Here is a 14,051-nt window from a genome sequence, read left to right as displayed (position 1 = left end):
CTGGCTGCGTATGACCTGTTGATCCGTATCTGCAAGCGATACCGGCGATGCTGTTATCATCGGCGGTATTTCTCTGGATCGGGGCGTTTCATGTCCACTCGCGAAATCCGCATTGCCACCCGTAAAAGTGCTTTGGCCCTGTGGCAGGCCGAATACGTCAAGGCCCGCCTCGAGCAGGCCCACGCCGGTCTGCAGGTGACCCTGGTACCCATGGTCAGCCGTGGTGACAAGTTGCTCGACGCGCCGCTGGCAAAAATCGGCGGGAAGGGGCTGTTCGTCAAGGAACTGGAAACCGCGCTGTTGGACAACGAAGCCGACATCGCCGTGCATTCGATGAAAGACGTGCCCATGGACTTCCCTGAGGGCTTGGGCCTGTACTGCATCTGCGAGCGTGAAGACCCGCGTGATGCCTTCGTTTCCAATACCTTTGACAGCCTCGAAGCGCTGCCTGCCGGCAGCATCGTCGGCACCTCAAGCCTGCGCCGTCAAGCCCAGTTACTGGCGCGCCGCCCGGACCTGCAAATCCGTTTTCTGCGCGGCAACGTCAACACCCGCCTGGCGAAGCTGGATGCCGGCGAGTACGACGCCATCATCCTCGCCGCCGCGGGCCTGATCCGTCTGGGCTTCGAAGATCGCATCACCTCCACCATCAGCGTCGATGACAGCCTGCCGGCAGGTGGTCAGGGCGCGGTGGGCATCGAGTGCCGCAGTGCCGACGTTGAGATCCATGCACTGCTGGCGCCACTGCACCATGTTGACACCGCTGACAGGGTAATGGCCGAGCGCGCGCTGAACAAACGCCTGAATGGTGGCTGCCAAGTGCCGATTGCCTGTTACGCGGTACTTGAAGGTGACCAGTTGTGGCTGCGTGGCCTGGTCGGCCAGCCTAGTGGCGGGACCTTGCTGGTGGCCGATGCCCGTGCCCCCCGTACTGCTGCCGAGCCCTTGGGCGTACAGGTGGCCGAAGAGCTGCTGGCTCAGGGCGCCGAGGCCATTCTCAAGGAAGTCTACGGCGAGGCCGGCCACCCGTGAGCCAATGGCGCCTGTTGCTGACCCGGCCTGCCGAGGACTGCGCGGCGCTGGCGCAAAGCCTGGCGGCAGCGGGAGTGGGCAGCAGTTGCCTGCCACTGCTGGCGATTGAACCCATTATCGTGCAAGCCCCGCAGCGACGGTCGCTGGAAGGCTTGCATGACTTCCAGGCGATCATTGTGGTCAGCAAGCCGGCCGCCCGGCTGTTGCTTGAACATCTGGCCGAGAGCAGTATCCAGCCTCCACAGCGAGGCTGGTTCACCGTGGGCGAGGCAACGGCTGGGGTGCTGCAGGGTGCTGGGCTGGAGGTAAGCTCTCCGCCGCGTGGCGATGACAGCGAAGCCTTGCTGGCGCTGCCGGCCCTGCGCCAGGCCGTTTCCGTGCCGGCACCGCGTGTCTTGATCGTTCGCGGCGTCGGAGGTCGCGAACTGCTGGCAGAGCGTCTTGCAGAGCAAGGTGCTAGTGTCGAATATCTGGAACTGTATCGTCGCTGCCTGCCGGCCTACCCGGCGGGTACGCTGATGCGCTGCATTGAAGCGGAACGCCTCAATGGCCTGGTGGTCAGCAGTGGGCAGGGTTTTGAACATTTGCAGCAGATGGCCGGTGCCGATTGGCTGCGGTTGGCCCAGTTGCCGCTGTTCGTGCCCAGCCCGCGGGTCGCCGAGCAGGCCAAGGCCGCCGGGGCCCAACAGGTTGTGGATTGCCGTGGCGCCAGTGCCACGGCCTTGCTGGCAGCCGTGCAGCGTAGCGCTGCACCTGCCTCTTAAGGCGCTAAGCTGAATGCGGTGCGCCCCCATGCAAAGGATGGATACGTGAGCGAGACTGTCTTGTCCAATAACGATCAACCGTCGGCACAGGCGCCTACGGAACCCGTTACCACCCCACCTGCCAAACGCTCCGGCAGTGGCCTGGCAGCGCTGGCCTTGCTGCTTGGTGCGGCCGGGGTGGCGGTAGGTGGGTGGGGTGTCTGGCAGGTGCGTCAACTGCAGGGCAGTGAGTTCAACCAGGGCCAGCACATCGAGGCGCTGAATCAGCGCGCCGAGGCGCTGCAGCAACGTGAGCAGCAGATCAGTGCGCAACTGGCCAGTCTGCCAGCCGCCAGCGAGCTGGAAGACCGCCGGCGTCTGGTAGCCCAGCTACAGGGCGACCAGCAGCGTCTCAGTCAGCGCCTGGAAACCGTGCTGGGAGAAAGCCGCAAAGAGTGGCGCCTGGCCGAAGCCGAGCACCTGCTGCGCCTGGCTACCCTGCGCCTTTCAGCGTTGCAGGACATCACCAGTGCCAAAGCCCTGGTCGAAGGCGCCGACGAGATCCTGCGCGAGCAGAGCGACCCGGGTGCCTTCGCCGCCCGCGAGCAACTGGCACGCAGCCTGGCCATGCTCAACAGCACTGAGCAACCCGACCGAACCGGCCTGTTCTTGAAACTGGCTGCCCAGCGTGAGCTGGTACAGCAGCTGAGCGCCCAGTCACCCGAGTTCGACAGCAACGCCGATGCGCTTGGTGCCCTGACCGCCGACGGTGATGGAGCCAGCAGGCTGTCGCAATGGTGGGCAGAAATATCCAAGTACTTCCAGATCGACTTCAACGCCGATGAAAACGTGCGTCCGTTGCTGGCCGGGCAGCAGTTGAACCAGCTGCGCCTGGCCCTGAGCCTGACTATCGAGCAGGCCCAGTGGGCGGCGCTCAATGGCGATGCCAAGGTTTACACGCAGGCGCTGGACGACGCCCGCAGCGTACTGCTGGCCAACTTCAACGCAGACAACCCGCAAAGCAAGGCCATGCTCGACAGCCTCAATGCCTTGGCTGATCAGCCGGTGTCGGTGGTTACCCCTGACCTGAGTGAAAGCCTGGCGGCAGTGCAGGCCTATATTCAGCGTCGTCACCTGCCGACCGAGGCTGAAGGGGGCAAGCCATGAAGCGTGTCTACCTGTTGGCCGTGCTTGCGATCGTGGTTGCAGCGGCACTGGGCATCGCGGTCGCCAAGCACAGCGGCTATGTACTGATTTCCTATGGTGGCTTCCGCTACCAGTCGGGGCTATGGGCAGCCTTGGCCGGTGTTTTGGCGGTCGTCCTGTTGCTGTGGTTGCTGCGCTATCTGGTCGGCCTGGTGCTGACTTCCAGTGGTGTGGTCAACCCGTGGTCACGGCGTAACCGCAGCCGGCGTATCCGCCTGGCGATCGAACAGGGCCAGCTTGATCTCGCCGAAGGCCGCTGGGCCAGTGCCCAACGGCACTTGCACCGTGCCGCCGAGGCTGAGCGCCAACCGTTGTTGTACTACCTTGGTGCCGCGCGCGCGGCCAACGAGCAAGGCCGCACCGAAGACAGCGACAACCTGCTGGAGCGTGCCCTGGAGCGCCAGCCACAAGCGGAGCTGGCCATTGCCCTGACCCATGCCCAACTGCAGATGGACCGAGGCGAAAGCGATGGAGCCCTGGAAACCCTGCTGGCCATGCAGGAACGCCACCCGCACAACGGCCAGGTGCTGCGCTTGCTGCAAAGCCTGTACCTGGAGCGCGGCGACTGGTCTGCACTGATTCGTCTGCTGCCAGACCTGCGCAAGGGCAAGGTGCTGCCGGCCGCCGAGCTGGCTGCTCTGGAACAACGTGCCTGGGGCCAGAACCTGAGCCTGGCTACCACCCGTGGCGAAGACGCGCAAAGTGCACGTCAATCCTTGGAGCGCGCCTGGCAGCAGCTGACCGCAGCCCAGCGCCAGGAGCCACAACTGGTGCTGGCGTACGCCGAGCAGTTGCGCCAGGTAGGTGCCCAGAACGAGGCCGAACAAGTGCTGCGTACTGCCCTCAAGCGCGACTACGAAAGCCACCTGGCCCGCCTTTACGGCCTGGTGCGTGGTGATGACCCGGCGCGTCAGCTGCAAACCGCTGAAGGTTGGCTCAAGGCTCACCCGCAAGACGCCAGCCTGCTGCTGACCCTGGGCCGTCTGAGCCTGCAGAACCGCCTGTGGGGCAAGGCGCGTGACTACCTGGAAAGCAGCCTGCGCATGGAGCGCAACCCCGAGGCCTGTGCTGAGCTGGCCCGCCTGCTCGCTGGGCTGGGCGAGACCGAGCGCAGCAACCAGCTATTCCAGGAGGGCCTTGGCCTGCTGGACGAACGCCTGCTGGCGCTGCCTTTGCCAGAAGGCGTACGCGCCTGACCCACCCTAAGGCCCGCGCCAAGGTGCGGGCTTTGGGGGCAGGTAATTTATCTTTTGCTGTCAGTTAGATCTGAAGTCCATTTCTTCCGTCGCCTCCTACCGCATATCTAGAAATTTCCTACGCGATTCAGCGACTTGTCGTTGCTGTCGTGCCTTGAAACAAAGCGTGTCTTTCCTCTACCGTTTCAAGCCCCTACTTTTTCCCCGGGACCTTCACTGCCCATGCTGCCGGCCCGTTTGCGCACCTTTTTTCTTCCTGCCTGCCTGCTCGCACTGGCGGTACTGGTTGCGTCTTTCCGTCTGGAAAACACAGTGGGGCTGAAGCCGTGCCCATTGTGCCTCAGCCAACGGTTGCTGCTTGGCGTGTACGCGCTGCTGTGCTTCGCAGCCGTGCTGCAGGCGCCGGGCACGCAGGGCATCCTTCGTTACGCTCGGCTGGCGCTGGGCTGCTCGATGGCCGGCGCATTGCTGGCCGCTCGGCATGTCTGGTTGCAGGGTGCTGAGGGAGGAAATGAAGTATGCCCGGTGCCGATCGGGCGCGTGTTCGCGCACTCCTGGGGTGAGGCGGCACGGCAACTGTTGCTGGGTGGCCCGGATTGCCGTTCGCTTGCCTGGAGCTTTCTTGATCTGACACTGCCGGAATGGAGCCTGTTGGCCTTCCTGCTGCTGGCGGTTCTGCCCTTGAGTTGCCTGCTGGCGTATCGTTTCCGCACCCTGGCAAGAACATGACCTGGCGCAAGGTTGCGCCATTAGCGCGACCAATGGTGATGTAACAGGGTATTAAACGCTTGTATGAACTTTGTGTGCTGCGTACCTTGAAGGGCAGCACGCGCGGGAATAATCTCCCAGCACGCATACCGGAAAAACAACTGCTCGATGCCGTCCTGCTGATGTCACCTTTGTGCTGCGCGGTCGTAGTACGAGGTGCAGCGGCATCTACCCAGAAGGGAAGAGATCGCCATGCTCGATAGTTGTCAGAACGCCCAGGAACGCTGGGGTGGGGTTCACAAGCTGATCGACCGTTGGCTGGAGGAGCGCCAGGAACTGGTGCAAGCTTTTCGCGCCCTGCGCGATGTGAAGCCAGCCTTCGCCGACAAGGACACCAACGGGGACTTTTGCTCACTTCTGGTCGACTACGTTTCGGCGTGGCACTTCGAAGTCTGCGAGCAACTGGTCAGCGAGGCCAAGGCGTTCGGAGACGAGAAGGCGCTGAAGCTGGCCGAAGAGATCAACCCACGGATCAACGACAGCACTCAGATCGCACTGGCCTTCAATGACCATTGCGCCAAGGGGGAGTGCAAGGACACCGAACGCTTTGCCGAGAAGCTGGCCAAGTTGGGCGGGCTGTTGCATGAGCGCTTCGAGCTCGAAGACTGCCTGATCGAAGTGCTGCACAACGCGCACAAGGAAGAGGGTGCAGTGCAAGCCTGAAGGTTGGCGTCAGTCGCCAACCGCCAGCAGTTCGATCTCGAATACCAAGGGGGTGTAGGGTGCAATCAGGTCTCCCGCCCCCTCGGCGCCATAGGCTTGCGCAGAAGGAATCACCAGGCGCCATTTGGCGCCAGCGTGCATTTTCGGCAAGGCGACCTGCCAGCCTTCGATAACCGAATCCAGGTTGAACCATTGGGGGGTCTGGTTCTGGTCGAATATCGAGCCATCCGGCAATCTGCCCACGTAGCGCACCTGCACTTTGCTGCCTGCTTTCGGCTGAGCACCCGTGCCTGCCTGCAGTTCGCTGTACAGCACACCTTCCGTTAGTTCGTGCACCCCATAACGCCCACGTTCATTAGCCATGAAACGCGTTTCGGCGGCCTGCAGCTGTTGCACAGCGGCGTTACCTTCCTGGGTTTCATGCTGCTGGAGCACCGCCTGCATGTGTGCCTTGTCGAGCTTGAGGGGTTGCCCCTGATAGGACTGTTTCAGGCCTTCGACCAGTGCATCCAGTTGCAAGCCCGGCATCTCCTGGCGCAGGCGTTCACCCAGGCTGGCACCCAGGCTGTAGGCCAAATCGTGGTCGTCGTTGTCGGCCAAGGCGAGGGAGGCCATCAGGCATAAACCTAAAACAAGATATCGAGGCAACGCCTGACTCCCAAATGCCAGCAATGATTAATTCAGCAACTACACTTTCACGCAGCTGCAAGATAACAACTTTGCCCAGGCATGCAACGCGGCGTAAATGTTACGGTCAACATGCCCTAGCGGCGGTAGCAGCAGAAGCATAGTATGAGCCGCAATCTCGTCAGCCAGGAGGTAAACCATGTCGGCCAAAAAGAAGCCAGTAAGTACGCCGTTACACCTGCTCCAGCAACTTTCGGGCAGCTTGCTCGAGCACTTGGAAGAGGCCTGCTCGCAAGCGCTGGCTGATGCGGAAAAACTGCTGGCGAAGTTGGAAAAGCAGCGTGGCAAGGCGCAGGAAAAACTGCACAACGGTCGCCTGAAACTGCAAGACGCGGCCAAGGCAGGTAAAGCCAAGGCGCAAACCAAGGCGCAAAAAGCCATCGGTGAACTTGAGGAACTGCTCGATTCTCTCAAGGAACGTCAAACCCAGACTCGCTCTTACATTCAGCAACTCAAACGCGATGCACAGGACAGTCTCAAGCTGGCCCAGGGTGTAGGCAAGGTACGCGAAGCTGCAGCCAAGGCCCTTGATCAGCGTGCAGCCAAACCGGCTGCCAGGGCGACCGCTGCAGCCAAGTCTACGGCCAAACCAGCTGCCAGGGCGACCGCTGCCGCCAAGCCTGCGGCCAAACCAGCTGCCAAGTCGACCGCTGCCGCCAAGCCTGCGGCCAAGCCGGCTGCCAGGGCGACCGCTGCCGCCAAGCCTGCGGCCAAACCAGCTGCCAAGTCGACCGCTGCCACCAAGCCTGCGGCCAAACCGGCTGCCAGGGCGACCGCTGCCGCCAAACCTGCGGCCAAACCAGCTGCCAAGTCGACCGCAGCAGCCAAACCTGCGGCCAAGCCAGCTGCCAGGGCGACCGCTGCCGCCAAGCCTGCGGCCAAACCGGCTGCCAAGTCGACCGCTGCAGCCAAACCTGTGGCCAAGCCAGCTGCCAGGGCGACCGCTGCCGCCAAGCCAGCGGCCAAACCAGCTGCCAAGTCGACCGTCGCAGCCAAACCTGCGGCCAAGCCAGCCGCAAAACCAGCTGCCGCCAAGGCACCTGCACGCACGGCCGTCAAACCTGCCGACGCCAAAGCTGCTACGCCAGCCGCCGCCACCAACTCGGAGAGTCCGGCCCCGGCAGCACCGTCTGCACCTTTGAGCAGTCCGGCTCAGGCACCTTCGGCGTCCTGAAGCGCAGCGGCCGCGACGCGCAACTGGACTAGCGCGTCATGATGTAGAGCCTGGTCCGGTGCCAGCCGGGCCAGCCAGTCATCCGCGGGCTCATGGGAGCCCGCGGGCCACTGTCGCGAGCGCTCCTGCAAGCGCTCCAGCAGAGTTTTTTCTGCCCGCAATTCCAACCCTTTCACCTGTTCACGCAACGCCGCCAGTTGTGCATCATCCGATGCTTTCGCTCGCCATTGCTGGCGCAGGCTGCGTAGTGGGGCGACCACTTCACGTTGCCAGGGCTCGGCAAGTTCTTGCAGTGCTTGCGCGCGTTCGCCCAGTACGGCCACGCCACGTGCTTGCAGCCAAGTTGCGCACAGCAGCAGGCAGACATCACCGCCCAGTGCCTGCAGTTCAAGGCAGGCGGCTTGCACGCCGGGCCTGGCATACAGGGTCAGGGCGTAATTCCACAGGTCGGTGTGCATGGTTCCACTCGCGCTATGGGCCGAGGAAGCTGGTAGACTCCGCGACCATCATGATCAGACTATCCAACCTCACTTTACAGCGTGGTCCGCAGCGCTTGCTAGAAGGCGCCGAGATGACCCTGCACGCCGGTCACAAGGCCGGCCTGATCGGCGCCAACGGCGCCGGAAAATCCAGCCTGTTCGCCTTGCTGCGCGGTGAGCTGTCGCCCGATGCCGGTGACTGCCAACTGCCCGGCGACTGGCGCATCGCCCATATGCGCCAAGAGGTCGACACCCTCGATCGCCTGGCTGTGGACTATGTGCTTGATGGCGATGTGCGCCTGCGCAAGGTCCAGGCCGAATTGGCCGCGGCCGAGCAGGCCCACGACGGCACCGCCCTGGCGCGCCTGCACAGTGAGCTGGAAAGCGCCGACGGCTATACCGCCGACGCCCGTGCGCGCAAGTTGCTGGCTGGGCTGGGCTTCACCAACGAGCAGATGGACCGCCGTGTCGGCGATTTCTCTGGTGGCTGGCGGATGCGCCTGAACCTGGCCCAGGCACTGATGTGCCCGTCCGACCTGTTGCTGCTCGACGAGCCCACCAACCACCTCGACCTCGACGCGATCCTGTGGCTGGAAGACTGGCTCAAGGGCTACCCCGGCACGTTGCTGCTGATCTCCCACGACCGTGACTTCCTCGATGCCGTGGTCGACCATGTGCTGCACGTCGAGCAGCGCAAGCTCAACTTGTACAAAGGCGGCTATACCGCCTTCGAGCGCACCCGTGCCGAGCGCCTGGCGCAGCAGCAGCAGGCCTACGAGAAGCAGCAGGCGCAGCGCGCGCACATGGAAAAGTACATTGCCCGCTTCAAGGCCCAGGCCACCAAGGCCCGTCAGGCGCAAAGCCGGATCAAAGCCCTGGAGCGCATGGAAGAGCTGTCGGCGGCGCACGTCGATTCGCCGTTCGACTTTGTCTTCCGTGAATCGCAGAAAATTTCCAGCCCGTTGCTGAGCCTTTCCGAAGGTTGCCTGGGTTATGGCGACAAGGCCATCCTCGACAAGGTCAAGCTGCAGCTCACCCCAGGTGCTCGTATTGGTCTGCTCGGGCCCAACGGCGCCGGCAAGTCGACCCTGATCAAGAACCTTGCAGGTGAGCTGGAGCCGTTGTCGGGCCGGCTGGTTCGCGGCGAGAACCTGGCTGTAGGCTACTTTGCCCAGCATCAGCTGGACTCGCTGGACGACAAGGCCAGCCCGCTGCTGCACCTGCAGCGCATCGCCCCTACCGAGCGTGAGCAGACGCTGCGCGACTTTCTCGGCGGCTTCGATTTCCATGGTGCCCGCTGTGACGAGCCGGTGGTGAACTTCTCCGGTGGCGAAAAGGCTCGCCTGGCACTTGCGCTGATTGCCTGGGAGCGGCCAAACCTGCTGCTGCTTGACGAACCGACCAACCACCTGGACCTGGAAATGCGTCTGGCACTGACCATGGCCTTGCAGGAGTTTGCCGGTGCAGTGGTGGTGGTATCCCACGACCGTCATTTGCTCAAGAGCACCACGGATGACTTCCTGCTGGTGGCCGACGGCAAGGTCGACACCTTCGACGGTGACCTGGAAGACTACAGCCGCTGGCTGGTCGAGTACCGCCAGCGCAGTGCGCCGGCCAGTAGTGCACCGGCCAACCCGGACAAGACCGACAAGAAAGCCCAGCGCCAGGCTGCCGCAGCCTTGCGCCAGCAGTTGGCACCGCACAAGAAGGCTGCCGACAAGCTGGAAAGCGAGCTCAACCAGGTGCACGCGCAATTGGCCGAGATCGAGACCGCGCTGGGTGATGGTGGCCTTTACGACGCGGCGCGCAAGGACGAGTTGCGCGACCTGCTGGCGCGCCAGACCAAGCTCAAGCAACGCGAAGGCGAGCTGGAAGAGGCCTGGATGGAAGCGCTGGAAACCCTTGAAAGCATGCAGGCCGAACTCGAGGCGTTGTCCTGATGGAGGAACTGCGTTCGCTGCTGCCAGGGCAATGGATGGATACTTTTTGGCTGGGCTTGCAGATACTCTTGATCCTGGTAGCGGCGTTCATCCTGCAGCGTATCGTCGCCCGTGGGCTTGGCCGACTCGGCCAGCGTTACCCGTTGCCACCGGAGTTGCTGGTGCCCGTTCGTGGTGGCCTGCGCTGGCTGATCATGGGCAGCGCGCTGCTGTTCGTGCTGGAGCGCCTGGGTGTTTCGGCGACTGTGTTGTGGACAGCACTTTCCGGCTTCGTAGCGGTAGCGGCGGTGGCCTTCTTCGCCATGTGGAGCGTGCTGTCCAACCTGTTGTGCGCGGTGTTGATCTTCACGGTTGGGCCGTTTCGCATCGGCGATGTGGTCGAGCTGGTCGACACCCTCGACAAGCCCGGCGTGAAAGGCCGGGTGATCGCCATCAACCTGCTGTTCACCACGCTGCTGGAAATGCCCGAAGCGGGTGGGGCGCTTGTGCAGGTGCCCAATAGCCAGTTCTTCCAGAAGTCGGTACGACGCTGGCGCGGGGCCGAAGTACAGGCCCTGCACAAAGAAACAGCTGCCGAAGCTGACTGAACCTGTACTGGCCCCTTCGCGGGCGCGCCCGCTCCCACAGGTATCCCACCGTCTGAAGATGCACTGGGCGTGGGAGCGGGCGTGCCCGCGAAGAAGTCAGGTCAGACACCACAAATCCATCAGAAATCACTGGTTATTTTTTCGCCAAAACCTTAGCTTAACGTTTTGCAACAAATGTTCGAGCGAGGTGTGTGATGTCGATGGAAGTATGGTTGGGCTTCTTTGCTGCCTGCTGGGTGATCAGCCTTTCACCTGGTGCCGGGGCGATTGCCTCGATGTCCAGCGGCCTGCAATACGGCTTCTGGCGTGGTTACTGGAACGCCTTGGGCCTGCAGCTGGGCCTGATCATGCAGATCGCCATCATCGCCGCCGGCGTCGGTGCCATCCTGGCCGCCTCGGCCACGGCGTTCCAGGTCATCAAGTGGTTTGGTGTCGCCTACCTGGTGTACCTGGCCTACAAGCAGTGGCGTGCCTTGCCGATGGACATGAGCGATGAATCAGGCGTGCGCCCGATCGGCAAGCCGCTGAGCCTGGTGTTCCGTGGTTTCCTGGTCAACGTCAGCAACCCCAAGGCGCTGGTGTTCATGCTGGCGGTGCTGCCGCAGTTCCTTGACCCGCATGCGCCGCTGCTGCCGCAATATGTGGCGATCACCGTGACCATGGTCACTGTCGACCTGCTGGTGATGGCGGGGTACACCGGGTTGGCTTCGCATGTGTTGCGCATGTTGCGCACACCCAAACAGCAGAAGCGTTTGAACCGCACTTTTGCCGGGTTGTTCATTGGTGCGGCCACCTTCCTCGCTACCTTGCGCCGTGCGCCGGTCTGACAGACCTTATACAGGCCAATCGCGGAGCCCGCGATTGGCCCATCACTATTTCTCCTTGCCAACCAACCCTTTCAGCAAATCTATCGGCAGCGGGAAGACGATGGTCGAGCTCTTGTCACCGGCAATCGTCCCCAGCGTCTGCATATAGCGCAACTGCATCGCCCCCGGCTCCTTGCTCAGCATTTGCGCGGCCTGCATCAGTTTTTCCGACGCCTGCAGTTCACCCTCGGCATGAATCACCTTGGCCCGACGTTCGCGCTCGGCCTCGGCCTGGCGGGCGATGGCGCGCACCATCGACTCGTTCAGGTCAACGTGCTTGATCTCGACGTTGGCCACCTTGATGCCCCAGGCATCCGTCTGTGCATCCAGCACATGGCGGATGTCCAGATTCAGTTGCTCGCGTTCGGCCAACAGCTCATCCAGTTCGTGCTTGCCCAGCACCGCTCGCAGGGTCGTCTGGGCCAACTGGCTGGTCGCCACCAGAAAATCCTCGACCTGAATGATCGCTTTCTGCGGGTCGAGCACGCGAAAGTACAGCACTGCATTGACCTTGACCGAAACGTTGTCGCGGGTGATCACATCCTGCGGCGGCACATCCAGTACCACTGTACGCAGGTCGACCCGTACCATTTGCTGAATCACCGGGATCACCAGGATAAGCCCCGGCCCTTTGACCTGCCAGAAGCGCCCCAGCTGGAACACCACGCCGCGCTCGTATTCGCGCAGGATGCGAAACGCCGACAGTACCAGCATGGCCAGCACGATCAGCACAGCGCCGAAACCGAATTGCATGAACATGGTCATTCTCCTTGCGTCGCAGGGGCGGCGGCGCTCACTTCCAGCATCACGCCATGGCGCGCGGTCACCCGTACGTTCTGGCCAGTTTGCAGCGGTGTTTCGCACCGCGCTTGCCATGGCTCGCCCTGAGCCAGCACGACGCCACAGAATGGGTCACTTGCCATCACCTGGGTGACGGTGACCAGGCTGCCGACCAGGCCGGCGTCGCCACTGACCAGTGCCCGTTGGCGGGCCTTGAGAGCCATGCCCAGCACGCCACCGATCAGTAATGCCGAGAGCAGCGCCAGGGTGCCGATCAAGGCCAGAGGGATGCCGAAACCGGGAGCGTCGGTGTCGATCAGGATCAACGCGCCGACCACAAAGGCAACGATGCCGCCGAAGCCGACCACGCCGAAACTGGGCAAGAAGGCTTCGGCGATCATGAAGGTAATGCCAAGCAGGATCAGCGCCACCCCGGCGAAACTCACCGGCAATAGCTGCAGCGCATACAGCGCCAGCAGCAGGCAGATACCTCCGACCACACCACCCACCGCAGAACCGGGGTTCATGAATTCGAACAACAGGCCGTAAACGCCGATCATGATCAGGATCAGTGCCACGCTGGGGTTGGTGATCACTGCCAGAACCCGTGTGCGCCAGTCCGGCAGATGCTCGATCACGCTGGCGCCTGCGGTCTGCAACTGGCGTGGCTGGCCGGCCACCTGGAGCGTTTTGCCGTCGAGCTTGCGCAGCAGGTCAGGCAGGTCATCGGCTACCTGATCGATCACGTTCAGCCGCAAGGCCTCGCTGGCGGACAGGCTGACCGCCTCGCGCACGGCCTTCTCCGCCCAGTCGGCGTTGCGGCCGCGCATTTGCGCCAGGCCACGGATGTAAGCGGCGGCGTCGTTGACCTGTTTGCGTGCGAGGGCTTCATCGTCGCCGCCTTTGGCCTTGTCCTCATCGGGCGTGCCAGGCGGGCCGCCGATCCGCACCGGTGTGGCAGCACCCAGATTGGTCCCGGGCGCCATCGCCGCAATATGGCTGGCGTAGAGAATATAGGTGCCGGCGCTGGCGGCGCGGGCTCCGCTGGGGGCAACGTAGCTGGCGACCGGTACAGGGCTGGCGAGAATTGCCTTGATCATCTGGCGCATGGCGCTGTCCAGCCCGCCCGGGGTATCCATGCGGATAACCACCAGTTGCGCGCCTTGTGCCTGGGCCTGGCCGAGGCTGCGTACCAGGTAGTCGGCGCTGGCCGGGCCGATGGCGTCGTCGATGCCCAGCACCCACACCGCGCCGGGCGCGGCCTGGCCACTTGGCGTGATGCCAAGCAACAACAGCAGCAACAGCCAGCGCCAGCAGTGGGCGATCACCTGTCGTCACCTCATTTGCGCGTATTTACACAAGTTTAGCCCCGACCACTCGTACCCGGCCTAAAATTGAAAATTGGGGGGCGAAACCGGAGGTGCATCATGCGTATGGCAAAGACCCTGCAGGCCAGCCTGGACAAGGCCAACTGCGACTACGACATCATTCCCCACCCACATTCGGCCACCAGCCTGGAGTCAGCCCGTATGGCCGGCGTGCCCGCAGAGCGGGTCGCCAAGGCGGTGATGGTCGATGATCGTCACGGCAACTACATCATGGCCGTGCTACCGGCCAACCGGCATCTGGACATGGACAAGGTGCGTATGTCCGGGGCCTGGCATCTGACCCGTGAAAGCGGTCTGCCGAGCCTGTTCAATGACTGCGAGCGCGGTGCCGTGCCGGCCCTTGGCGATGCTTACCAGATAAAAATGCTGCTCGACCCGAGTCTCACCCGCCAAGGCGATGTCTACCTGGAGGCGGGTGACCACGATCACCTGATTCACATGAGCATGGAGCAGTACATGAAACTGGTGCCGCACGCCGAAGTGCGCGAGCTGTGCTGATGTTTTCAACCCAATGCCAGGCGGGCGTCGTGGACGGCTTGCCT

At 63.0% G+C, this 14,051-nt stretch carries 15 protein-coding genes; 11 read left to right on the top strand and 4 right to left on the bottom strand.

The genetic code is table 11. The features are described 5' to 3' along the window. The first annotated feature begins 90 nt into the window (after positions 1-90). From hemC to ACYCCG_RS16085, 6 genes are all read left to right on the top strand, one after another. Positions 91-1,032: a hydroxymethylbilane synthase gene (gene hemC / locus ACYCCG_RS16110; RefSeq protein WP_176685286.1), complete on the top strand. Its 942-nt coding sequence runs from the start codon at positions 91-93 to the stop codon at positions 1,030-1,032. Then, positions 1,029-1,796 (top strand): uroporphyrinogen-III synthase, encoded by a 768-nt coding sequence (locus ACYCCG_RS16105; protein ID WP_339534258.1) that lies wholly within the window; start codon positions 1,029-1,031, stop codon positions 1,794-1,796. The genes hemC and ACYCCG_RS16105 overlap by 4 nt, the downstream gene beginning before the upstream one ends. Positions 1,797-1,841: 45 nt before the next feature. Next, the gene (locus tag ACYCCG_RS16100; protein WP_210023734.1) at positions 1,842-2,942 is read left to right on the top strand and encodes a uroporphyrinogen-III C-methyltransferase; all 1,101 of its coding nucleotides are present in this window, start codon (positions 1,842-1,844) and stop codon (positions 2,940-2,942) included. After that, positions 2,939-4,177: a heme biosynthesis protein HemY gene (locus ACYCCG_RS16095; protein WP_176685285.1), complete on the top strand. Its 1,239-nt coding sequence runs from the start codon at positions 2,939-2,941 to the stop codon at positions 4,175-4,177. Before ACYCCG_RS16100 ends, ACYCCG_RS16095 begins: the two co-directional genes overlap by 4 nt. A 222-nt stretch (positions 4,178-4,399) precedes the next feature. Next, entirely contained in the window at positions 4,400-4,906 is a 507-nt protein-coding gene (locus tag ACYCCG_RS16090) for a disulfide bond formation protein B (RefSeq protein ID WP_459671131.1), read from the top strand. A gap of 231 nt (positions 4,907-5,137) precedes the next feature. Further along, positions 5,138-5,608 (top strand): Rsd/AlgQ family anti-sigma factor, encoded by a 471-nt coding sequence (locus tag ACYCCG_RS16085; protein WP_021782559.1) that lies wholly within the window; start codon positions 5,138-5,140, stop codon positions 5,606-5,608. Between the two features lie 9 nt (positions 5,609-5,617). On the opposite strand, the gene ACYCCG_RS16080 is transcribed toward ACYCCG_RS16085, so the two are convergent. Next, entirely contained in the window at positions 5,618-6,256 is a 639-nt protein-coding gene (locus tag ACYCCG_RS16080) for an FKBP-type peptidyl-prolyl cis-trans isomerase (protein ID WP_176685283.1), read from the bottom strand. A gap of 178 nt (positions 6,257-6,434) precedes the next feature. Here ACYCCG_RS16080 and ACYCCG_RS16075 point away from each other — a divergent pair, with 178 nt between their 5' ends. After that, positions 6,435-7,469, top strand: a complete 1,035-nt coding sequence (locus ACYCCG_RS16075; protein ID WP_459671114.1) for an AlgP family protein — start codon at positions 6,435-6,437, stop codon at positions 7,467-7,469. Here the strand turns inward: ACYCCG_RS16075 and ACYCCG_RS16070 are convergent. Then, complete coding sequence (locus ACYCCG_RS16070) at positions 7,448-7,927, bottom strand: TIGR02444 family protein (protein ID WP_176685281.1); 480 nt, start codon at positions 7,925-7,927, stop codon at positions 7,448-7,450. The genes ACYCCG_RS16075 and ACYCCG_RS16070 overlap by 22 nt on opposite strands. A gap of 50 nt (positions 7,928-7,977) precedes the next feature. Between ACYCCG_RS16070 and ACYCCG_RS16065 the strand changes: the two genes are divergently transcribed. The 3 genes from ACYCCG_RS16065 (at position 7,978) to ACYCCG_RS16055 (ending at position 11,302) form a co-directional block, all read left to right on the top strand. Beyond that, positions 7,978-9,888, top strand: a complete 1,911-nt coding sequence (locus tag ACYCCG_RS16065) for an ATP-binding cassette domain-containing protein (protein WP_103443289.1) — start codon at positions 7,978-7,980, stop codon at positions 9,886-9,888. Beyond that, positions 9,888-10,475 carry a mechanosensitive ion channel family protein gene (locus ACYCCG_RS16060; RefSeq protein WP_103443290.1) on the top strand — a complete coding sequence of 196 codons (588 nt, stop codon included), beginning with the start codon at positions 9,888-9,890 and terminating at the stop codon, positions 10,473-10,475. The genes ACYCCG_RS16065 and ACYCCG_RS16060 overlap by 1 nt, the downstream gene beginning before the upstream one ends. Positions 10,476-10,669: 194 nt before the next feature. After that, positions 10,670-11,302 carry a LysE family transporter gene (locus ACYCCG_RS16055; RefSeq protein WP_209968816.1) on the top strand — a complete coding sequence of 211 codons (633 nt, stop codon included), beginning with the start codon at positions 10,670-10,672 and terminating at the stop codon, positions 11,300-11,302. A gap of 45 nt (positions 11,303-11,347) precedes the next feature. Here the strand turns inward: ACYCCG_RS16055 and ACYCCG_RS16050 are convergent, their stop codons facing one another. Beyond that, complete coding sequence (locus tag ACYCCG_RS16050) at positions 11,348-12,100, bottom strand: slipin family protein (RefSeq protein ID WP_459671109.1); 753 nt, start codon at positions 12,098-12,100, stop codon at positions 11,348-11,350. A gap of 2 nt (positions 12,101-12,102) precedes the next feature. Beyond that, positions 12,103-13,449 (bottom strand): NfeD family protein, encoded by a 1,347-nt coding sequence (locus ACYCCG_RS16045; protein WP_209968813.1) that lies wholly within the window; start codon positions 13,447-13,449, stop codon positions 12,103-12,105. 99 nt (positions 13,450-13,548) lie between these two features. Here ACYCCG_RS16045 and ACYCCG_RS16040 point away from each other — a divergent pair, with 99 nt between their 5' ends. Next, positions 13,549-14,007: an aminoacyl-tRNA deacylase gene (locus ACYCCG_RS16040; protein ID WP_049588045.1), complete on the top strand. Its 459-nt coding sequence runs from the start codon at positions 13,549-13,551 to the stop codon at positions 14,005-14,007. Positions 14,008-14,051: the final 44 nt, after the last annotated feature.

This window comes from Pseudomonas sp. VEM90 (assembly GCF_054611535.1).
The sequence above is the reverse complement of the archived record's forward strand: the minus strand, read 5'-3'. Positions and strand labels throughout refer to the sequence as shown.